This window comes from Vogesella oryzae (genome assembly GCF_902829295.1).
GTDB classification, from domain to species: Bacteria; Pseudomonadota; Gammaproteobacteria; order Burkholderiales; family Chromobacteriaceae; genus Vogesella; species Vogesella oryzae.
Genome location: NZ_CADEPL010000029.1, coordinates 13,822 through 34,390, shown reverse-complemented (window position 1 = coordinate 34,390; position 20,569 = coordinate 13,822). Strand labels below are relative to the sequence as shown.

The following is a 20,569-nucleotide window of genomic DNA, read 5'->3' as shown; positions in this document are numbered from 1 at the left end:
AAGAATTGCTCAGGCAAACAGACGCTGCAAGGCTGCAGACACCGCCAGCACCGCAATCAGGCTGTCAATACGGTCATAGACACCACCGTGGCCAGGCAACAGATTGCTACTGTCCTTGATGCCGGCACTACGCTTGAACCAGGACTCCAGCAAATCACCGACCACACTCACGGCGGTCAACCCTAGCGCGAGCAGCAACAGGCCTGGCAACGGCAGATCCAGCTGCAGCCACCCCAGCTGCAGCACCAACCAGACATACGCCGCCACGCCCAGCACGGCGCCGACCACACCCTCCCAGCTCTTGCCAGGACTAATAGACGGGGCCAGCTTACGTCGCCCGAAGGCCTTGCCTGCAAAATAGGCGGCAATATCCGCAATCCACACCAAACCCATAACGGCCAGCAAATGCATACCGCTGGCTGTCGCATCATCCGGCCGCCAGGCCAAAAAGCCAAGCCAAGCCGGAAACATCAGCACCCAGCCCAACAGCATGGCTTTGACACCACGCGGCAATGGCCAGCGCTGTGCCAACCACAGCGGCGCCAGCAGCAGCCACACCGGCAATGCCAGCATAAGCACAACATCCGCTACCTGCCCCTGCCCTGCGACCGGCAGCTGCCAAAAACCGGCTGCCAACAACGAGCTGAACAGCAGGTAGATCACCTGCGGCCAACCTTTGATAGCAGCCATGCGAGAGAACTCCCGCAACGCCAGACCAACAACCAGCCAGGAAAACGCCGCCCACAGCGGGGCCGGAAAATAGAACACAGCGCCCAGCATGATGGGCAACAGTAACAACGCCGTAATGACGCGGGTTATCAGCATGAATCAGCCTCGGCGATGGGCTTGCGGCAATTGTTCACTGGTACGACCAAACCGCCGTTCGCGACTGCGGAAGGAAGCCAGCGCCACATCCAGCGCATCCTTGCCAAAGTCAGGCCATAACAAATCAGTGAAATAGAGCTCGGAATAGGCAAGCTGCCACAACAGGAAATTACTGATGCGCTGCTCGCCACCGGTACGGATAAACAAATCAGGCTCTGGCGCATAAGCCATCGACAGGTTGGCCGCAAGGCTGGCCTCGTCGATGTCCGTCACCCCTGAGGCATGAAGACGATTTACCGCCTGCAGCACGTCCCAGCGACCACCATAATCTGCCGCGATGGTCAGCACCAGACCGCTATTGCCCGCCGTCTTGGCTTCTGCCGCATCGATACGCTGGCAGATGGCAGCAGAAAAGCGATCACGCGAACCGATAACTCGCAATCGGATATTGCTCTGATGCAGACGCTCAACTTCACGCTCCAGCGCCACAAAGAACAACTCCATCAGGAAATTGACTTCATCTGCCGGACGCCGCCAGTTCTCAGTGGAAAAGGCAAACAATGTCAGATAGCCGACGCCGAGATCGATACAGTGCTTGACCGTATCGCGTACCGCATCGAGGCCCCGCTTGTGACCCGCCACTCGGGGCAGCAAACGTTTTTTGGCCCAACGACCATTGCCATCCATGATGATGGCAATGTGCCGGGGCACAGACTGCACCTCCGGCACGCCCTGCGTGGAACTTGCAAACACGCAACGCTCCTTACACGGCCATCAATTCGGCTTCTTTGGCTGCCAGCGCCTTGTCGACTTCGGCAATGTACTTGTCAGTGAACTTCTGCACTTCGTCCTGACCACGACGCTCTTCGTCCTCGGTGATTTCCTTGTCCTTGAGCAGGTTCTTGAGGTCGTTGTTGCAATCGCGACGCACATTGCGAATGGACACGCGGGCACCCTCGGCTTCGGCGCGAACCACCTTGATCAGGTCCTTGCGGCGTTCCTCGGTCAGTGCCGGCATCGGCACGCGGATGATCTCGCCCATCGAGGACGGATTCAGACCCAGATCGCTATCGCGAATAGCCTTCTCCACCTTGGCCAGCATGTTTTTTTCCCACGGCTGCACACCAATGGTACGGGCATCGATCAGGGTTACGTTCGCCACCTGGTTTACCGGCACATCGCTGCCATAGTAATCCACCATCACATGATCCAAGAGACCGGTGTGGGCACGGCCGGTACGCACTTTGGTCAGGTCGGTCTTGAAAGTTTCCAGCGACTTTTGCATGCGCTGTTCAGCCGACTTTTTTACGTCATTGATCATGATTACTCCCGTTGCATTCTGAAAAACAAGGCGGAAGCGGCTTTACGCCGTTTCCGCCTTTATGGAATCACTAAATCAGCAGTGTACCAGCGTGCCTTCGTCTTCGCCAAGCACGACACGGGTCAGCGCACCCTGCTTGAAAATGCTGAATACCTTGATATTCAGGTGCTGATCGCGGCACAGCGCAAAAGCGGTTGCATCCATCACTTTCAAGTTACGCGAAATCGCCTCGTCGAAAGTCAGGGTCTGGTAGCGCACGGCATCCGGGTTCTTTTTCGGATCATCGGTATAGACGCCGTCGACCTTGGTTGCCTTCAGCATGATATCGACGTTCATCTCCATACCACGCAGCGCTGCAGCAGTATCAGTAGTAAAGAAAGGGTTACCGGTGCCGGCAGCAAAAATCACCACTTTGCCTTCTTCCAGGTACTGCATTGCCTTACCGCGCACATATGGCTCGGCAATCTGTTGCATGGTCAGCGCGGACTGCACACGCGCGATCAGGCCAACCTTGGTCATGGCATCCTTCAGCGCCAGCGCATTCATCACTGTCGCCATCATGCCCATGTAATCTGCAGTAGCACGATCCATACCGGAAGCGGCTGGTGCTACACCACGGAAAATGTTGCCACCACCAATCACGATGCCGACCTGCACGCCCAGATCCACCACTTCCTTGATCTGAACCACGATCTGCTCGATCGTGTTGCGATTAATCCCGTAGCTGTCATCTCCCATCAGGGCTTCGCCGGACAATTTCAGCAGGATGCGCTTGTAAGCGGGAACTTGGCTCATGATTACCTCTGGCAATAGGTTTGAATTCTGTTTGCGAAACGGCACCCTGTTTTGCAGGGTGCCGTTCTTGGTACAACTTGACTACGAATTACAGCTTGGCAGCAGCAGCCACTTCAGCAGCATAGTCCACAACCTTCTTCTCGATGCCTTCGCCAACGACAAACATGGCAAATGCCTTCACCGAAGCGGATTTCTCAGCCAGCAGCTTCTCTACGGTAACGTCCGGGTTCTTGACGAACGGCTGACCAACCAGAGTCACTTCCGCCAGGAACTTGTTCACGCGACCTTCAACCATTTTGGCCACGATATCAGCCGGCTTGCCGGATTCTGCAGCTTGTGCGGTGTAGATCTTGCGCTCTTGCTCCAGGGTTTCGGCCGGAACCTGATCCTTGGAAACACAAATCGGCTTGGAAGCGGCAATGTGCATAGCCACGTCCTTGCCCACTTGCTCTTCGCCTTTGTAATCAACGATAACGCCGATCTTGGCGCCATGCAGATAGGTAGCGATAGCGCCGTCGGTTTCGTAACGAACGAAACGACGGATGGTCATGTTTTCGCCCAGCTTGGCAATGGCTGCCTTGCGGGTTTCCTCCACGGACTGGCCATCAACCTCAACAGCAGCCAGCGCTTCAACATCAGCCGGGTTGGCCGCAACAACTGCTTTGGCAGCTGCAGTAGCCAGGGCGATGAAGGTCGGGTCTTTGGCTACGAAGTCAGTTTCGCAGTTCACTTCTACCAGGGCGCCAACGCCACCGGCAACGAAAGAACCGATGATACCTTCTGCAGCAACACGGCCAGCCATCTTGGATGCCTTGTTACCGGACTTGATGCGCAGAATCTCTTCAGCCTTGGCAGAATCGCCATCAGCCTCTACCAGAGCCTTCTTGCACTCCATCATGCCCAGACCAGTCGCAGCGCGCAGGTCGGATACCATCTTTGCGGTGATTTCCGCCATGACTAACTCCTTAAAAATAAATACGTTCCGGAGGATTTAAAAAAAGGGGCTTTCGCCCCTTTTCGCCAAGAACTTACTCGGCGGCTGCTTCAGCAGCAGCTACGATTTCCTGCAGCGACTGAGCGCGGCCTTCCAGTACGGCGTCGGCGATGCCACGAGCGTACAGACGGATGGCGCGACTGGAGTCGTCGTTACCCGGAATTACGTAATCAATGCCTTCCGGCGAGTTGTTGGTATCAACCACACCAATAACCGGGATACCCAGTTTCTTGGCTTCAACGATGGTACCTTTCTGGTAACCGGTATCGATAACAAAGATCGCGTCCGGCAGACCTTTCATATCCTTGATACCACCCAGCGAGCGCTCGAGTTTTTCAACTTCGCGCTGCATATCCAGCAGTTCTTTCTTGTTGAAACCGGACTGGTCGCCAGCTTCGAGCTGGGCACGCTTGTCTTCAAGACGCTTGATAGACTGCTTCACGGTCTTGTAGTTGGTCAGCATGCCGCCCAACCAGCGATGATCCACGAACGGAACGCCAGCACGGCTGGCTTCTTCGCGGACGATCTCACGCGCCTGACGCTTGGTACCCACGAACAGAATGGTGCCCTTGTTGGCAGCCAGACGACGCACATAGTCCTGAGCCTGCACGAACAGCGGCAGGGTTTTTTCCAGGTTGATGATGTGAATCTTGTTGCGGCTGCCAAAGATGTACTGAGCCATCTTCGGGTTCCAGAAGCGGGTTTGGTGGCCGAAGTGTACGCCGGCCTCAAGCATTTGACGCATGGTCACATTGGTGGACATTCTTTAATCTCCAAAAGGGTTAAGCCTCCATCCGTACAGTCAACCCTTGCGGGCACCCTATTGCGTACGGATGTGCGTAATTTCCCCCGAAATTGAGGGAACTCGCAATTCTAGCATTCCCGCCAACGCGCACTCAAGCCCCACGATCATCTTCTTGTTGCTGTCTCATGCGCTGCCGGTGCTTCCGCACCTTGATCCACAACAGTAGCCAGGTCGGCGTCACACCCAGCAATAACAGCACCAGCATGGACTGCATGAGGGAGTTCTGCCCCACCGCCAGCATCAACACAAAATACAACCAGCCTATCAGCACCAAATACATATCAAACAACCGTTTGAAATTTATCAAGGAATGCGACAAGAATAGCGCACCCCAGCACAGCACACAGGCACAACGACATGCAGACCCGATTCACTCGAGCATTCGGCGTTACAAGACCACTACTCTGCCCCGGCATGAGCTACATCGCCACCCCGGAACTGGTGGCCGCCACCAGCAACGCAGGCGGCCTCGGCATTCTTGCCACCGGTCCGCTCAATCCCGCACAAGCCAGGCAGGCCATTCACCGCATCCGCGAGCTGACCGACAAGCCTTTTGGCATCGGCTGCACACTGATGATGCCCGGCGCCCGGGAAAATGCAGAAGTGGCACTACAAGAGCAGGTGCCTGTGATCAACTTCTCGCTCGGCAAAGGCGACTGGATCGTCAAACGTGCCCACGCCTATGGCGGCAAAGTGATTGCCACTGTCGTTACGGAAAAGCATGCCCTATCCGCGGCCAACATCGGTGTGGACGCCCTGCTGGTCACCGGTCACGAAGCAGCGGCACATGGCGGTGAGGTCACTTCTCTGGTTCTCATTCCCGCCATCCGCCGACTCACCGACCTGCCGATCATTGCCGCTGGCGGCTTCGGCACCGGCCAAGGCCTTGTAGCCGCGTTTGCCCTTGGCGCCGATGCCGTTGCCATGGGCAGCCGGCTTGCCATGACCCGCGAGAGCCCTGTCCATCAACACACAAAAGACCTGATTCGTCAGCGCACGGTCGCTGATACCTTATATTCGAGAAATTTTGATGGCTTATGGTGCCGGGTAATGGACACCCCTGCCGCCCGCCGCGCCACCCGCAAACCACTCGGCCTGCTGCAGGCAGCGTGGAGAGCAGCCGGCGCAGCACGCCGTATGCAGCTACCGTTATTGCAAGTCGTGGCTGGCGGCCTGCTACGTGAACCGCAGCAACTACGCCAGCTGGCGCAGTTTGGTGCCGCTACCGAATCCATCCGCCTCGCCATTGAAGAGGGCGACCACCAACGTGGCGTGCAGCTTATTGGCCAAGTTCAAGGGCTGATTGATGACGTACCCAGCGTTGCCGACTTGTTTCAACGCCTGGAAGAGGAAGCACGCCTTTGCAGCGCCAGCCTGCCCACATTCTGACCAGACATTGCAACATCAAATGATATTGATTATCATTTGATAACATTTGCGATGTAGCTGAAGTCACAAGCGCAATCACATGGTTGCGCTTTTCTATATAAGGAGCACCCGGATGCTGTGCCCTGCCTACGAATTGCAACTCCATATCGCCCCCGACAGCCGCGCCACGCAGTCACTACCGCTCTACATACCAGCCAACCGCCTGACCATCATCACCGGCGGGACACCCAATAGCCGTCGCCAACTGCTTGCCTCGCTCGCAGGCAGCGGCGACTTCGTTTGCGGCCAACTATTCGGTCAAGCTGCCCATGCTGACAGGCTCCGGCGCCTGACCTGCCTGCAGCAAAGTGTCAGCAACCACTGCCGACAGCAACTAGGCCGCTATGTGCTGCAGCAGCAAACCAGCCATTGGTGGCGACGCGGCAATGACAACAATCAACAGCTTGCCAACCAGCTCCTGCGCGACTTTGGCTTACTGCACCTTGCCGAGCAGCGCTTCTGCCAGCTAACCAGCGCTGAACAGCAGCTAGCCACCATCATCCGCTGTCTGGTCAGTACCGCACCAGTTGTGTTGCTGAATGAACCGGCCACCAGTCTCTGCCTCACCGCCCGCAGACAGCTGTTACAACAGCTGCAACGCCTGGCCTTGACTGGCCGCACCATCGTAATCACCTTGCAGGACCGGGCTCTGGCCAGCCAGCTTGCAGACCACTTGATCGACCTCGACCAGAATGCGGCAACACCGCTTGGAGACACCACCCGCACTGATGAGACCGCTCGTCACGCGCTGGAGGACTACCGACGCTCGGCGTAGAATCGTGCCACCACACCCTCACACCCCTGCCATGAGCCTGAACCTCCCGACCAGCCCCGATCCGCAGCTCCCGATACAGTGGTGTGTTTTCGATGGCAACGGACTGTACCTTTTTGCCGAGCAACTACCGGAAGCCGCCCCGGCACTGCATACCGGCGTCCGCTACATTGGCCACAACTCTGCGGCCAACCTGTTTGCCACCGAATTGCTTGGGCCACCGCCCGACAGCTGGCAAAAAGTCAGCCTGCGACAGGCATTGCTAACCCTGCCTGCCAGTTACACCCCGTTGCTGGCGCGCGCCGCACAGCTGCGCCGCTTCGAGCAAACCCATCGCTACTGCGGTGCCTGCGCCGGACCACTTCTCAGCAATGCCCACGATCATGGCAAACACTGCCCGAGCTGTGACGAGCTGTACTATCCACGGCTATCGCCGGCGATGATGGTACTGATTTACCGGGGGCGCGAAGTACTGCTGGCCCGCAGCCCGCATTTTGCCCCCGGCATGTACAGCGCACTGGCAGGGTTTGTCGAAGCAGGAGAAAGCGTAGAGGAAAGCGTGCACCGCGAAGCCTTTGAAGAAGTGGGTGTGCGCTTGCGCTCCTTGCGCTACATGCGTTCGCAGTCATGGCCATTTCCGCACTCGCTGATGCTGGCATTCGTGGCCGAATACGACAGCGGCGACATAACGCCACAGCCAGGCGAAATCGAAGACGCCGCCTGGTTCGACATCGACAACCTGCCCCTGACGCCGCCGCCACGTTCGATTGCGCATTTTCTGCTACTCGACCACCTGTCCAGCCTGCAGCAAGAACGCAATTAAGTTGCCATAGCCGGCAAGCCGGCAATTTTGTTGTTGCATGACTGGTTCCTAATACGGAACCAGTCCTCCCCTGTCCGCCTTTACACTTCAACAAACCACGCTCACGCTTTACTATCGTCCCACATATAAAACGACTGGCACATTTTAAAGCTCAACATCAAGCCGGCATATTTCCAACCTACAAGTGCTTCAGCAAGGAAAAACAAACATGGGGAAACTATCTCTGGCCCAGCGCCTCGGCCTGGGCTTTGGCGCTGTCATTCTGCTGCTGGTTCTCGGTTCAGCCTTCACCCTCTACCGCCTGACCACCATCCAGTCCCGCGTGTCCGAACTGGTGGAATACCGTATCCCGGTAATCCAGAACTCGCGCACCCTCAGCGGCGCGCTACTGGCCTCCACCAACGCCGCGCGCACCATTCTGCTGGAGAGCGACGACAAGCTGGTGGAAGAAAAGATGGGCATCCTGAAGAACTCGGTGACCGTTGCCCGTAAACAATACGAGCAGATGAAAGCCATTTCGCGCGACGCTTCCGAGGTTGAACTGGTGGGCAAGATCGGCCAATCGCTGGCCGAGTTCACCGGGTTGGTCGACAAGCTGCTACCGATGATCACCCGCCAGAAATGGGATGCCTCGATCATCGTCAGCGAGAAACTGGAACCGCAGGAAAAACTGCTCGGCATCCAGCTCGACAAGCTGATCGCCTACCACACCAAGGTGATGGAACAGGAAAAATCCACCACCACCAGTACGCTGCGCGACACCATGGTGGCATCGCTGCTGGCGATCGTGGTCAGCGTGGGCGCCAGCATCTTTGTTGCCTTGCTGCTCTCCCGCACCCTGACCCGCCAGCTTGGTGGCGAACCGGATTATGCGGCCAAGGTGATGGAGGAAATCTCGCACGGCAACCTGGGCGTGGAAGTCAAAATCCGCAAAGGCGACACCACCTCGCTGCTGTACAACCTGTCGCGCATGACCAAGGAATTGAACGACGCGCTGCGCACTGTAGAACGCAGCGTTCAGGAAAGCGCTGCCGCCTCCGGCGAACTGCAGAACACCATGCAGCGCCTGATGGCCCGTTCCGACGAACAGAATCGCGCCGCCGACGAAATGGTCAGCGTGATTCAGCAAATGGCGGTTGGTGTGCAGGAACTGCACCGCAGTGCCGATGACACCGAAGCCGCCGCCCGCTCTGCCAGCGGCGAAGCGCAGCAGGGTGTAGAAGTAATCAAGGGTGCGGTGCGCGAGATGGACGCCATCAGCGCACTGATCCGCGACACCTCGGGCAGCATCAACGAGCTGGGACGCCAATCGCAAACCATCGATAACATCGTGTCGGTAATCCGTGATGTGGCCGACCAGACCAACCTGCTGGCACTGAATGCCGCCATCGAAGCCGCCCGCGCCGGCGAACAGGGCCGCGGCTTTGCCGTGGTGGCTGACGAGGTACGCAAGTTGGCCGAACGCACCACCAAGGCCACCGGCGAAATCGCCGCCATGATCGGCGCCATCCGCATCAGCGCCCAGCAGGCGGTTGAGGCCATGAACCAGTCGGTCGAACGCGCCCACACCAGCGCCACCCAGGGGCAACTGGCAGGCCAGTCCATCGTTGCCATCCAGAGCGGCACCGACAACGTTGGTCAGAGTGTGCAAAGCATCGCCAGCGCACTGTCCGAACAGGCGCGCTCGGGGGAACAGGTTTCGCGTGAAGTACAGCGCATTACTTCCATTGCGCAGCGCAACCGCGATGCGGCCAACGAGGCCGCCAGTGCCGCGGCCCGCATGAGCGAGCTGACCGAGGAAATCAGCCGCAGCTTCCGCCGCTTCCAGACCACCTGATCGCAACTGCTTTCGCCACAAGCCGCTACCCGGGTAGCGGCTTTTTTATGTCCGGTTGCAGGCAATAAAAAACCCGGCACTTGCCGGGTTTAGCGAATTCGAAACTGCACTCAGTTATTGGCTGGCACTGCGGCCAGTACCGCCTGCAGCAGCTGCCAGGCATTCCCCACCGAGGCCACCTCCACCCGCTCGCCCGGCGCATGGGCACCGCGGATGTTCGGACCGAACGACACCATGTCCATCTCCGGATACTTGGAGCCGATGATGCCGCATTCCAGACCTGCATGGATCACCTGTACGGCGGAGTCGGCCCCGAACTGCTGGCGGTAAACACGCTGGAACAACGCCAGCAGCGGCGAGGCCGGATTCGGCGCCCACCCCGGGTAGCCACCCTCGGTTTCTACCTCGAAACCAGCCAGGCGGAACAAGGCACTGATCTCGCTGGCCAGATTGCGGAAGCCGCTATCCAGCAGCGAGCGCACCATCAGATTGGCAAATACCTTGCCATCGGCCAAGCTGATCACCCCCAGGTTATTGGAAGTTTCCACCACGCCGCTCACCTGCTGGCTCATGCGCTTCACGCCATGCGGAGCGGCATGCAAGGCGGCCAACACTACTTGCTGGGCATCGCGCGCCATCACCTGCTCCGCAGTAGCCAGGTTAGTCGCAATGGCAACCCCCTCATCCACACCAGCCAGCTCAAAACGCATCAGTGCCTGGTAGGCATCCAGCTGCGCCGCAACGTTGGCCGCATCCTGCTCCGGATAGGCCACCACTGCAAAGGCCTCGCGCGCCAAGGCATTGCGGGCCGTGCCGCCATTGAATGAGACCACGCGCAGATCGGTACTGGTAGCCAACTCTTGCAGCAGGCGAACCAGCACCTTGTTGGCGTTGCCGCGACCGAGGTGAATGTCAGCGCCGGAGTGGCCACCACACAGCCCCGACACCACCAGCTGGCGCACCGCATAGCCGGCCGGCAGCGGCTCCTGCGCGTAATCGCGCCGCACATTCACATCGATACCACCGGCACAGCCCATGTAGAACTCGCCCCACTCTTCGGTATCGATATTGATCAGCATCTTGCCTTGCAGCAGTCCAGCCTCCAGCCCCAACGCCCCGCCCATGCCGGCCTCTTCGTCCAGCGTCAGCAATACTTCCAGCGGGCCGTGCACGATATCGTCGGCAGTCAATGCGGCCAACCCCAACGCCACACCGATGCCGTTGTCGGCGCCCAGCGTAGTGTTCTCGGCAATCAGCCAGCCATCCTGCAATACCGGCCGGATCGGATCATTGAAGAAGTCATGCACGGTACCGGTATTGGCCTGACACACCATATCCAGGTGCCCCTGCAACACCACGCCGGCACGATCTTCCATACCCGGCGTGGCCGGCTTACGAATGATCAGGTTACCCACCGCATCGACCACGGTCTCCAAACCACGCAGTTCGGCCCAACCCTTCAGGTAATCCCGTAGTGCCTGCTCGTGTTTGGACGGACGCGGAATGTCACACAGCGTCTGGAAGTGCTCCCAAACGACCTTGGGTTCGAATGCGGCGATGTTAACCACGAGAAAATGCTCCTGTTTGCAGACGGTGGGATATTTCATGCCAAAGTAGACTGGCAATGAATAACGGGCGACTCGTGATCGCCCGTTTATTGATTTGATTGCCAACTCTAGCACAGCCGCTTTAGAGCGTCATTGCGCCCAAAGTGCAGTTTTTGTCTCAGTCTGTACGCGCCGCTAGCAAATAAAGTAGTAAAACTACCCATGTAAGCTGCCAGTTACAGCCAGTTTTTGTACCATAACTACACAAAACCAACGGAGACTCAACCATGACCCGTCGTACAAAAATCGTTGCCACCCTCGGTCCCGCATCCAGCGATGAAGAAACACTGGAGCGCTTGATTCAGGCCGGCGTCAACGTGGTACGCCTCAATTTCTCGCACGGCAGCGCGCAGGATCATATCGACCGCGCCAGTCTGGTACGCAGCACCGCCGACAGGCTGGGCGTGCCGGTCGCCATCATGGTAGATCTGCAAGGTCCCAAAATTCGTGTCGGCCGCTTTGCCAACAGCAAGGTTACGCTTAGCAACGGCCAACCCTTCATTCTGGATGCCGACTGCGAGCTGGGTGACGACACCCGCGTCGGACTGGATTACAAGGAACTGCCGCAGGATGTCGATAGCGGCGCAGTCTTGCTGCTGGACGATGGCCGTATCGTGCTGGTAGTTGAAAAAGTCATCGGCAACCAGATTCACACCCGGGTGAAAGTTGGCGGCGTGCTGTCCAACAACAAGGGGATCAACCAGCAAGGCGGCGGACTGTCCGCCCCTGCCCTGACCGCCAAGGACATCGATGACATCAAGGTTGCGGCGCAACTGGAGGCCGACTATCTGGCAGTGTCCTTCCCCAAGAGCAGCGCCGACCTGTACATGGCGCGCACACTGGTGCATGCCGCCGGCTGCCAGGCACGCATCATCGCCAAGATCGAACGCTGTGAAGCCATTACCAACCTGGAAGACCTGATCGAATCCTCCGACGGCATCATGGTGGCACGCGGCGACCTGGCGGTAGAAGTCGGCGACGCAGCAGTACCGGCATTGCAAAAACGCATGATCCGGCTGGCACGCGAGCGCAACAAGCTCACCATCACGGCCACCCAGATGATGGAATCCATGATTACCAGCCCAGTGCCAACCCGCGCCGAAGTTTCCGATGTCGCCAATGCCGTGCTGGATGGCACCGATGCAGTCATGCTGTCGGCAGAAACCGCCGCCGGCCAGTATCCGGTGGAAACCGTCGAAGCCATGGCCCGCGTCTGCCTAGAGGCGGAAACCTCCTCTGACTACCAGCTGGAACGCGCCTTCCTTAACCGCGAGTTCACCCGTGTCGACCAATCCATCGCCATGGCGGCGCTATTTACTGCCAACCATCTCCAGGTAAAAGCACTGGTTGCGCTTACCCAGACCGGCTCTACCGCCCTGTGGATGAGCCGTGTCAATTGCGGCGTTCCCATCTATGCCCTGACACCGGAAATCAGCACCTATCGCCGGCTGGCACTGTATCGCGACGTGTTCCCGATACTGTTACCGATAGCCAGCGATCAGAAAAAACTGCTGTTGGCCGCAGAGCGCAAACTACTGGAACGCGGCCGGGTAAACCAGGGTGACGTCCTGGTGGCAACGGTTGGCGACAGCGTGGGCCTGATGGGCAGTACCAATACCCTGAAGATCATCAAGGCTGGCGAGGGACATTAATTTAACCCGGCGCTGGCCTTGAAACCCCCGCCTGCGCTACAATATAACAATCATCTGGGGGCGACCTGGTTTCGACGGGGGTTGCAAAGCGGATGAGGGCATACCGGGATTTCAGTCACCCCGTAAAACACTGAGTTTATTTAGTCGCAAACGACGAAACTTACGCTCTAGCTGCTTAATCGCCGCTAGACTCTACAGCAGCTCGCTGGTGGGCTGTGGGGGCAACTCCGGTAGAGTCATTTCACACCAGCTCGCATCAGGTTGGGTTACTTAACCCGGTGTTAAACGCAAGGTAACTCGTTACTGCCAAGCCTGTCCGTCGGCGTGTCAGTAATTAAATCCAAATGACACGACTATGTATGTAGAACTCTTCGTAGAGGGCTTCCGGACGCGGGTTCGATTCCCGCCGCCTCCACCAAATTCTCATGTCACCGGAAGACATGTAACGTGTGCCGTTAAGCATAAAGTGTCGCCAACGACACTTTATGCTTAATTTTTCGATGCGACACATTTTGCTTTATTCGCTAAGTGTGTTAGCGCCGAGAAGCGGCCATTCGTATTTTCAGGCTTGTAATGCAAAAAGGCCGGCGTAAGCCGGCTTTTTTGCGTCTGGACGCCATAGGTCGTTGTCGTACATTAGCGGTAGCGGTCGCCAACACCTTCAGCAGAGCATTCACCAAAGCACAAAGCCGGCATAGCCGGCTTTTGCTTGTGCGATGCAGTTGGTGTCTAGGCGATGCCGAGCTCGTTCTTGATATCGACAAGCACATCAAACAGGGACTCGATGCGACCGAGAACGGCAGCTGGCACCCGAGATTCAATTTCTCGCAAGCTGACTGCCTTTCCTTCCATCGCAATGTCACTACACGCTGCAATGAGATAGGGCCTTGCCTCCGCCAAGACTTGTCTTTTTTGCATGGCTAGATGGCGCTTCCAGCGCTCACCCAGTGCACGAGCCTCTTGGTTTGCACGCAAGTACAAGTGACGGTCGTCGATATTGAGCCGCCGCCCAGCTTCTGCAACGCTGATGGGTACTGACAGTGACATAAAGCTGCGCAACTCTGCCTTGATGGCATCCCAATCCAGGGTGCGTGGAGCGGAGCGTTTCCCCGTCAGCTCTACTCGTAAGTCTAGTACTAGCTGGCTATTGGGCACGGGCGGCGCCCACCCATCCAGCTTTCCGGACAGCAAGTCCGGCAATGTCAGCCCCGCATGCGCAGCCATTTGCAAGCTAGCGCCAAGAGTTGGCGTGCCATCATCCCTCAGCCAATGATGCACAGTCGCTTTGCTTAGACCGACACGGCGAGCGAAGGCAGCGCTTTTGCCTGCATCCATACGCGTGACAATCGTCTGAATGGCCCTGGAATTGGCCGACTTTGACCTTAACAAACATGGGGCGCGCGCATGAACATCGAGTTGTTTGCCCGACTGAACCAAAGCAGCCGCAAACGGGTGCCCCTGCAGGAAGTGCGCCGGGCATTCTTCGAACTGCACCCTGAGGCCGCGAATAATCCGGACCGCAATGCACTGCTGCTAGCTGACTTGCGTGGACTGGAAGTGGCCAAGCTCATCCAGTTGCCTGCAGCCGGCAGTTGGGAAAAGCGCGGTAATCCCCCAATGCCCAACTGGATTCAGCTAGTGCGGACTGAGGAGGCTCCGCGCCGAGATTATGCGACGGTTCCCTGGGTACCCGAACTCGGCTTTTGGCCAGAGCTTAAGCCCGCTATGCTGGAAGCAGCCCGAGCCATAAATGACTTCCTGCTCGAACATCGAGGGCGGGTAGTGTCAGTGCCCATCAAGGAACGGTCGCTCGAAATCTTCGGGGACGAAAAGCGCCTAGACAGCATGCGCCGGGGGAATACGTTGTTTTCAGGGCGCCTCCCGCTCGACGTGTTAGGCGCCTTCATCGTCCCCCTCCCGCTGCCCTACAAAAAAGCCGAAGCGCTAGGCAAACCCGTGCTCATTGTCGAAAACCACAACAGCTATTGGAGCTTTGGGCAGTGGAATCTGAAGACCCAGCGTTACGCGGCGATTGTCTATGGCTCGGGTGAAGCCTTCCGCAGTAGCGGGCGGGCGCTTGGTGATGTCCTGGATGAGGTTGGCGGTGTTGGCGCCGAATATCTGGGTGACCTTGACCCCAAAGGCATAGCCATCCCTTTGGAACTCAACGCGGCCGCGGAGCCGGGCTGCCCTCATGTTGCCCCGGCTATCGAGCACTACAAGTGGCTCCTGGAATACGGTGTTCTACGGGAGCGAGCGAGCCAAATGGCTGAGGGCGTTCACAAGCAGGCGGCAGACTGGCTTGGCGACAGTCTGGGCAACTCCCTCTGCGACCTGTGGAGCAATGGTTTCTGGATTCCTCAGGAGTCCTTAGGTTTTCAAGCGTTGATGGCGCTGAGCTAGCCCTCTCATTAGTCTGTCCCGCCCCCTCGCCCTCTGTGCTTAGCTCGACATGCTTCCAGTTCTCGGGTCAGCGAGTCGATTTCATCTTGCATGCTGGCAGCGCGATTCAGCAATTTACTGATGCTGTACCAATATTCGTATCCGAGGTCGCCATCCGCCAGTGCCAGCTCATGGAGTTTCTGAAGTGCGATGCTCAGGTCAATTTGATGTGCTGTTGACATAGTAAGTCCGTTGGTCGTTTGTATTCGTTGAGGTAAAACCGGTCAACAGCGACTCTTTCTGGGTAGGCAGGGTATGGGGTTGCCTGTGACTGGTGGTCGACGAAGCAGGCTGTCCATCAGCAGCATGTGTGTATTCATTTTTTCAGGATGCCGGCTACGGAAAGTCTGTAGTTGTTCACTATCTCGTGGTAGGCCAGCTACCTTGGCAAGGCAAGGCAAGGCAAGGCAAAAATTACTATTGAATTAAAGGTAAATTTTTTGACACTTTTTGCTTAATTTTTTTCCGATGCGTCAAGTTATGCTTTATCGAGGTGGATAGGGAACCCGGTTCGGTTCCGTGTTTACGACAGCATATGCTTTATTCCAAGACATGAAACGCCTAACGGCACATAACGACAGAACCCCGATAGCTTAAGGCTTTCGGGGTTTTTTCTTATGTCATCACACGACATGCGATGCCTTGACATGCCAACACTTGCGTTGGTATCTCTGTTGGTAGATTACATACCAACGACAACGGATACCAACAATGGCACTTACCGATACTGCATGTAAGAACGCCAAGCCCAAGATGGATGGAAAGCCGGCCAAGCTGTCTGACGAAAAAGGCCTCCACCTACTAGTCAACCAGACTGGCAAATACTGGCGTCACTCTTACAGGTTCAACGGCAAGCAGAAAACCCTAGCTCTTGGCGTATAACCAGAAGTGCCTCTCAAAGAGGCGCGTGCAAAGCGCGACGAAGCCCGCCGCCTGCTGGCCGAAGGTATCGACCCCGGCGAACATCGCAAAGTCGTTAAGGCCACCAAGGCGCTACAGGCTTAAAACAACTTTGAAGCCGTTGCGAGAGAGTGGTTTGCCAAGTTCATGCCCATTTGGTCGGATGGGCACGCCGAACGAATTATCCGCCGTTTAGAACGGGACATTTTCCCTTGGCTTGGTAGTCGTCCCATTGCTGATATTGAGGCACCGGAACTACTGGCCAACCTCCAGCGCATTGAGCGACGCGGAGCAGTAGAAACGGCACACAGAGCCATGCAGAGCGTCAAACAGGTGTTCCGCTACGCTATCGCTACAGGTCGTGCAAAGTACAATCCGGCCGTTGATCTAGCCGGTGCGTTGGCACCAGTAGTTAAAACCTCGTTCCCCACCATAACCGACCCGGCCAAGATTGCCGAGCTACTGCGTGCGATTGATGGCTATCAGGGCACATTGGAAACAAAATGCGCTCTGAAATTGGCCCCACTGGTATTTGTACGACCGGGAGAACTGCGCAAAGCCGAATGGCGGGAAATCGACCTCGACGCCGCACAATGGGTTATTCCTGCCGAACGCATGAAAATGCGGGAAAAACACGTAGTTCCACTGTCATCACAAGCCGTTGATGTACTACGCGAGCTAAAACCTTTAACTGGGCACGGGCAGTTCGTCTTCCCGGGCGCTCGCTCCAGCAAACGGCCTATGTCCGAAAACACTGTAAATGCAGCTCTCCGCCGGCTTGGCTACGACAAGGACACCATGACTGGCCACGGATTCCGGCACATGGCATCCACCCTACTAAATGAACAGGGGTGGAATCGAGATGCCATTGAACGGCAGTTGGCGCACGGAGAGCGAAACAAGGTTCGAGCAACTTACAACTACGCCGAATACATGCCCGAGCGTATAAGGATGATGCAGGCCTGGGCGGATCATCTTGATTCGTTAAAGGCTGGGGAAAAGATCACTCCTATCTTTAGGATTACATGATGAACAAATGTGAGGTATTTGGTGAAAAAAGGATTCTTCTGGGGCTTCAGAAGCGTGAAAGAGCACAGAAATGGGCTGAAGCTGCGTATGAGTTTGAACACCTGAATGCACCTGGAAGGCTTAATGAGCTACTCAGTTCGGGGGATTCCGCGCCCAAATTTATTACTATCTTGATTGCAGGTAAGTCTCTGATACAAAAAGGAAAGGGAAAGACACACGCGCACCATGCTCTTAAGAGGTACAGCCTGCTGAAATCCACTCATGAAAGCAACAAAGAGTGCGGGGGCGAGACTGAGCTTAGAAATCAAGAGGAAATTGTGAATCGCCCCTCCTTTCCTAGATACCTCGTGAGCCTCACACTAGGCCCTACAAGGAGGTGTCATGAGCAGGCAGCGTTTCCCCCAAGAAGTCAAGATTGAAGCCGTCAAGCAGGTCACTGAACGCGGCTACTCTGTGGCCGAGGTTTCTACCCGGCTTGGGGTTTCCAGCCATAGCCTGTACAAGTGGGTGAAAGCCGTCACCCCGGATAACTCGGAGAAGCAGGCTGTCGAGCTGATCGAGGCCAAGAGCGAAATTCTTCGCCTGAAGGCGCAACTGCGTCGCACAGAAGAAGAGCGAGATATTCTAAAAAAAGCCGCGCGGTACTTTGCCAGGGAGTCCGAGTAAGGTCCCGCTTCATGAACGAGCATCGACATACCTGGCCACTGACGACCATGTGCCGTTTGCTGCAAGTTGCCCGTGCCGGCTTCTATCAATGGCTACACCGCCCCGAGTCTGATCACGCCAAGGAAGATGCCAGATTGCTGGCGTTGATTCGTGACTCCTGGCGAGCCAGTGGCGGGGTATATGGGTCACGTCGCGTTCTGGGTGATCTGCGCGAGATCGGTGAGGTATGTGGCAAGCATCGTGTCGCCCGAATCATGCGGCAGCACAGTATCAAGGCACATCGCGGTTATAAGGCACCACGACCCATTGCTGGTCGCCCTTCCTTGTTGGCCCCCAACCATCTGAATCGCGAGTTCACGACGTCACAGCCTGACCAGATCTGGGTGACGGACATTACTTACATCCGTACCTGGCAGGGCCCTGTGCGGCTGCCACTCTGTCGCCCCGTCCCTCAGCGCTCCGCTACGCTGCCCACCTGCGGCCAACCTCCGGCACATGCGGCCAACGGATATTATGCTTAACAGTACCGGGCGCCCCGCGCGTTCTCGGCCATTACAAGTCGGATAAAGACAGATTGCCACGAGCCTTCGGCGCGACAATCGCGCAAAGCCACATGCCGACACGGCAGACCGACGCTCACAGAGGAGCCACCATGACCACAGCTTCAGACGACCTGGCGCGCCAGCAGCTCCAGGCCATCCTGCAGGCGCACCAGCAGCAGGCCGGCGCCTTGCTGCCCATCCTGCACGCGGTGCAGGACACGCTGGGCTACATCCCGGACTGGGCGGTGGCCGACATCGCCCGCGCACAAAACCAGAGCCGTGCCGAAGTGCACGGCGTCATCACCTTCTACCACCACTTCCGCACCAGCCCGCCGGCACGCCATACCCTGCAGATTTGTCAGGCCGAAGCCTGTCAGGCGCGCGGCAGCCGCGCGCTGACCGCGCACGCCGAACAGGCACTGGGCTGTAGCCTGCATGGCCGCAGCGGCGACATCGGTCTGGAGCCGGTGTACTGCCTGGGGCTGTGCGCAACCGGCCCCAATATCCAGCTCGATGACAAGCTGCTGTCGCGCGTTGACGCCGCCAAGCTGGGCCGCGTGCTGGCCCAAGTGAAGGAGGCGTCATGAGCGCAATCAAACTGTACGTGCCGCGTGATTCCGCGGCACTGGCGCTGGGCGCCGACGACACCGCCGCCATGTTGGCCGCAGAGGCCGCGCGCCGCGGCGTGGCCATCGAGCTGGTGCGCAACGGTTCGCGCGGGCTGTTCTGGCTGGAACCGCTGGTAGAAGTACAGACCGCACAGGGCCGCGTCGCCTATGGCCCGGTCGAGGCCGAGGACGTGCCGGCGCTGTTCGATACGCTGCTGGCCGGCGGCGAGCACCCGCTGTGCCACGGCCTGACCGACGACATCCCGTACCTGAAAAACCAGGAACGGCTGACCTTTGCCCGCATCGGCATCACCGACCCGCTGTCACTGGCCGACTATCAGGCGCACGAAGGCTTCGCCGGCCTGCGCAACGCACTCACCATGACCGCTGGCGACATCGTGCAGACGGTGCTGGATTCCGGCCTGCGCGGCCGTGGCGGCGCAGCGTTCCCCGCCGGCATCAAGTGGCGCACCGTGGCACAGGCGCAGGCGGCGCAGAAGTACGTGGTGTGCAATGCCGACGAAGGTGACTCCGGCACCTTCTCCGACCGCATGGTGCTGGAAGACGACCCCTACATGCTGATCGAGGGCATGACCATTGCCGGGCTGGCGGTGGGCGCCAGCCGCGGTTACATCTATATCCGCTCCGAGTACCCGCACGCGGTGGCGGTAATGAATGAAGCCATTGCCCTGGCCACTGCCGCCGGCTTCCTCGGCGACGACATCCTCGGTTCCGGCCGCGGCTTCCAGCTGGAGGTTCGCAAGGCCGCCGGCGCCTATGTCTGTGGCGAGGAAACCGCGATGCTGGAAAGCATCGAAGGCAAGCGCGGCGTGGTGCGCGCCAAACCGCCGCTGCCGGCGCTGGCCGGCCTGTTCGGCCAACCTACCGTCATCAACAACGTGATTACCCTGGCCACCGTGCCGGTGATCCTGGCGCGCGGCGCCGCCTTCTACGCCGGCTACGGCATGGGCCGTTCGCGCGGTACGTTGCCGTTCCAGCTGGCCGGCAACCTGCAATACGGCGGGCTGGTGGAAAAAGCCTTCGGCCTGACGCTGCGCGAGCTGCTGCATGACTTTGGCGGTGGCAGCGCCACGGGCCGCCCGATCCGCGCGGTGCAGGTGGGCGGCCCGCTGGGCGCCTATCTGCCGGAATCGCAATTCGACACCCCGCTGGATTACGAAGCCTTCGCCGCGCTAGGCGCGGTGGTCGGCCACGGCGGCGTGGTGGCGTTTGACGACTCGGTCGACATGGCCGAGCAGGCGCGCTACGCGATGGAGTTCTGCGCCATCGAATCCTGCGGCAAATGCACCCCCTGCCGCATCGGCTCGACGCGCGGCGTCGAGGTAATCCAGCGCATTCAGCAGAATGAAAACCGCCCGCAGCAGATCCACCTGCTGCGCGACCTGTGCGACACCATGCTGCACGGCTCGCTGTGCGCGATGGGCGGCATGACGCCCTACCCGGTACTGTCGGCGCTGAACCATTTCCCCGAAGACTTCGGCGCCGATGCCGCGGCAGTGTAA

General features: G+C 58.2%; 18 protein-coding genes, 1 other RNA gene and 3 pseudogenes. 13 read left to right on the top strand and 9 right to left on the bottom strand.

The features are described 5' to 3' along the window. Nucleotides 1-9: 9 nt before the first annotated feature. The 7 genes from HU218_RS11945 to HU218_RS11915 form a co-directional block, all read right to left on the bottom strand. Nucleotides 10-825: a phosphatidate cytidylyltransferase gene (locus HU218_RS11945; protein WP_174875166.1), complete on the bottom strand. Its 816-nt coding sequence runs from the start codon at nucleotides 823-825 to the stop codon at nucleotides 10-12. Between the two features lie 3 nt (nucleotides 826-828). Next, nucleotides 829-1,578 (bottom strand): polyprenyl diphosphate synthase, encoded by a 750-nt coding sequence (uppS, locus tag HU218_RS11940; protein ID WP_174875165.1) that lies wholly within the window; start codon nucleotides 1,576-1,578, stop codon nucleotides 829-831. A 10-nt stretch (nucleotides 1,579-1,588) separates the two neighbouring features. Next, nucleotides 1,589-2,146, bottom strand: coding sequence for a ribosome recycling factor (frr, locus tag HU218_RS11935; protein ID WP_174875164.1), 558 nt, complete (start codon nucleotides 2,144-2,146; stop codon nucleotides 1,589-1,591). A 75-nt stretch (nucleotides 2,147-2,221) separates the two neighbouring features. Next, nucleotides 2,222-2,941: a UMP kinase gene (gene pyrH, locus HU218_RS11930; RefSeq protein WP_174875163.1), complete on the bottom strand. Its 720-nt coding sequence runs from the start codon at nucleotides 2,939-2,941 to the stop codon at nucleotides 2,222-2,224. 88 nt (nucleotides 2,942-3,029) lie between these two features. Beyond that, nucleotides 3,030-3,896, bottom strand: a complete 867-nt coding sequence (gene tsf / locus HU218_RS11925; protein ID WP_174875162.1) for a translation elongation factor Ts — start codon at nucleotides 3,894-3,896, stop codon at nucleotides 3,030-3,032. A gap of 73 nt (nucleotides 3,897-3,969) precedes the next feature. After that, nucleotides 3,970-4,698: a 30S ribosomal protein S2 gene (gene rpsB, locus HU218_RS11920; protein WP_174875161.1), complete on the bottom strand. Its 729-nt coding sequence runs from the start codon at nucleotides 4,696-4,698 to the stop codon at nucleotides 3,970-3,972. Nucleotides 4,699-4,831: 133 nt separating this feature from the next. Next, nucleotides 4,832-5,059 (bottom strand): hypothetical protein, encoded by a 228-nt coding sequence (locus tag HU218_RS11915; RefSeq protein WP_217450808.1) that lies wholly within the window; start codon nucleotides 5,057-5,059, stop codon nucleotides 4,832-4,834. A gap of 2 nt (nucleotides 5,060-5,061) precedes the next feature. Here HU218_RS11915 and HU218_RS11910 point away from each other — a divergent pair, with 2 nt between their 5' ends. From HU218_RS11910 to HU218_RS11895, 4 genes are all read left to right on the top strand, one after another. Beyond that, on the top strand, nucleotides 5,062-6,129 hold the full coding sequence (locus HU218_RS11910) for an NAD(P)H-dependent flavin oxidoreductase (protein ID WP_281357170.1): 1,068 nt from the start codon (nucleotides 5,062-5,064) through the stop codon (nucleotides 6,127-6,129). Nucleotides 6,130-6,241: 112 nt separating this feature from the next. Continuing rightward, the gene (locus HU218_RS11905) at nucleotides 6,242-6,943 is read left to right on the top strand and encodes an ATP-binding cassette domain-containing protein (protein ID WP_174875159.1); all 702 of its coding nucleotides are present in this window, start codon (nucleotides 6,242-6,244) and stop codon (nucleotides 6,941-6,943) included. A gap of 31 nt (nucleotides 6,944-6,974) precedes the next feature. Beyond that, the gene (nudC, locus tag HU218_RS11900) at nucleotides 6,975-7,763 is read left to right on the top strand and encodes an NAD(+) diphosphatase (RefSeq protein WP_174875158.1); all 789 of its coding nucleotides are present in this window, start codon (nucleotides 6,975-6,977) and stop codon (nucleotides 7,761-7,763) included. Nucleotides 7,764-7,971: 208 nt separating this feature from the next. Beyond that, complete coding sequence (locus tag HU218_RS11895) at nucleotides 7,972-9,600, top strand: methyl-accepting chemotaxis protein (RefSeq protein ID WP_174875157.1); 1,629 nt, start codon at nucleotides 7,972-7,974, stop codon at nucleotides 9,598-9,600. 110 nt (nucleotides 9,601-9,710) lie between these two features. On the opposite strand, the gene HU218_RS11890 is transcribed toward HU218_RS11895, so the two are convergent. After that, nucleotides 9,711-11,168 carry an aminoacyl-histidine dipeptidase gene (locus HU218_RS11890; protein ID WP_174875156.1) on the bottom strand — a complete coding sequence of 486 codons (1,458 nt, stop codon included), beginning with the start codon at nucleotides 11,166-11,168 and terminating at the stop codon, nucleotides 9,711-9,713. 266 nt (nucleotides 11,169-11,434) lie between these two features. Here HU218_RS11890 and pyk point away from each other — a divergent pair, with 266 nt between their 5' ends. Continuing rightward, nucleotides 11,435-12,859 (top strand): pyruvate kinase, encoded by a 1,425-nt coding sequence (gene pyk / locus HU218_RS11885; protein ID WP_174875155.1) that lies wholly within the window; start codon nucleotides 11,435-11,437, stop codon nucleotides 12,857-12,859. A gap of 56 nt (nucleotides 12,860-12,915) precedes the next feature. Beyond that, nucleotides 12,916-13,277: a transfer-messenger RNA gene (gene ssrA / locus HU218_RS11880) on the top strand. Between the two features lie 311 nt (nucleotides 13,278-13,588). On the opposite strand, the gene HU218_RS16795 is transcribed toward ssrA, so the two are convergent. Continuing rightward, nucleotides 13,589-14,194 carry a hypothetical protein gene (locus HU218_RS16795; protein WP_217450807.1) on the bottom strand — a complete coding sequence of 202 codons (606 nt, stop codon included), beginning with the start codon at nucleotides 14,192-14,194 and terminating at the stop codon, nucleotides 13,589-13,591. A gap of 69 nt (nucleotides 14,195-14,263) precedes the next feature. Between HU218_RS16795 and HU218_RS11870 the strand changes: the two genes are divergently transcribed. The 7 genes and pseudogenes from HU218_RS11870 (at nucleotide 14,264) to HU218_RS11845 (ending at nucleotide 20,569) form a co-directional block, all read left to right on the top strand. Beyond that, on the top strand, nucleotides 14,264-15,262 hold the full coding sequence (locus tag HU218_RS11870; RefSeq protein WP_174875154.1) for a Wadjet anti-phage system protein JetD domain-containing protein: 999 nt from the start codon (nucleotides 14,264-14,266) through the stop codon (nucleotides 15,260-15,262). Between the two features lie 750 nt (nucleotides 15,263-16,012). Further along, nucleotides 16,013-16,306: pseudogene (locus HU218_RS17135) on the top strand (Arm DNA-binding domain-containing protein). 18 nt (nucleotides 16,307-16,324) lie between these two features. Continuing rightward, nucleotides 16,325-16,588, top strand: a pseudogene (locus tag HU218_RS17205) (tyrosine-type recombinase/integrase); the annotation flags it as partial. A 12-nt stretch (nucleotides 16,589-16,600) separates the two neighbouring features. After that, on the top strand, nucleotides 16,601-17,230 hold the full coding sequence (locus HU218_RS11865) for a tyrosine-type recombinase/integrase (RefSeq protein ID WP_425509250.1): 630 nt from the start codon (nucleotides 16,601-16,603) through the stop codon (nucleotides 17,228-17,230). Nucleotides 17,231-17,611: 381 nt separating this feature from the next. Further along, nucleotides 17,612-18,315 (top strand): annotated as a pseudogene (locus tag HU218_RS16940) (IS3 family transposase); the annotation flags it as partial. Nucleotides 18,316-18,548: 233 nt separating this feature from the next. Next, nucleotides 18,549-19,025, top strand: a complete 477-nt coding sequence (locus HU218_RS11850; protein ID WP_174875151.1) for a formate dehydrogenase subunit gamma — start codon at nucleotides 18,549-18,551, stop codon at nucleotides 19,023-19,025. Further along, on the top strand, nucleotides 19,022-20,569 hold the full coding sequence (locus HU218_RS11845; protein WP_174875150.1) for a formate dehydrogenase beta subunit: 1,548 nt from the start codon (nucleotides 19,022-19,024) through the stop codon (nucleotides 20,567-20,569). Before HU218_RS11850 ends, HU218_RS11845 begins: the two co-directional genes overlap by 4 nt.

Excerpts from the sequence above, each read along its gene's own strand:
- nudC (WP_174875158.1), top strand. The coding sequence starts at position 6,975 with ATGAGCCTGAACCTCCCGACCAGCCCCGATCCGCAGCTCCCGATACAG.
- rpsB (WP_174875161.1), bottom strand. The coding sequence starts at position 4,698 with ATGTCCACCAATGTGACCATGCGTCAAATGCTTGAGGCCGGCGTACAC.
- HU218_RS11870 (WP_174875154.1), top strand. The coding sequence starts at position 14,264 with ATGAACATCGAGTTGTTTGCCCGACTGAACCAAAGCAGCCGCAAACGG.
- HU218_RS11905 (WP_174875159.1), top strand. The coding sequence starts at position 6,242 with ATGCTGTGCCCTGCCTACGAATTGCAACTCCATATCGCCCCCGACAGC.
- frr (WP_174875164.1), bottom strand. The coding sequence starts at position 2,146 with ATGATCAATGACGTAAAAAAGTCGGCTGAACAGCGCATGCAAAAGTCG.
- HU218_RS11895 (WP_174875157.1), top strand. The coding sequence starts at position 7,972 with ATGGGGAAACTATCTCTGGCCCAGCGCCTCGGCCTGGGCTTTGGCGCT.
- HU218_RS11945 (WP_174875166.1), bottom strand. The coding sequence starts at position 825 with ATGCTGATAACCCGCGTCATTACGGCGTTGTTACTGTTGCCCATCATG.
- HU218_RS16795 (WP_217450807.1), bottom strand. The coding sequence starts at position 14,194 with ATGGATGCAGGCAAAAGCGCTGCCTTCGCTCGCCGTGTCGGTCTAAGC.
- HU218_RS11850 (WP_174875151.1), top strand. The coding sequence starts at position 18,549 with ATGACCACAGCTTCAGACGACCTGGCGCGCCAGCAGCTCCAGGCCATC.
- pyrH (WP_174875163.1), bottom strand. The coding sequence starts at position 2,941 with ATGAGCCAAGTTCCCGCTTACAAGCGCATCCTGCTGAAATTGTCCGGC.
- HU218_RS11845 (WP_174875150.1), top strand. The coding sequence starts at position 19,022 with ATGAGCGCAATCAAACTGTACGTGCCGCGTGATTCCGCGGCACTGGCG.
- pyk (WP_174875155.1), top strand. The coding sequence starts at position 11,435 with ATGACCCGTCGTACAAAAATCGTTGCCACCCTCGGTCCCGCATCCAGC.
- tsf (WP_174875162.1), bottom strand. The coding sequence starts at position 3,896 with ATGGCGGAAATCACCGCAAAGATGGTATCCGACCTGCGCGCTGCGACT.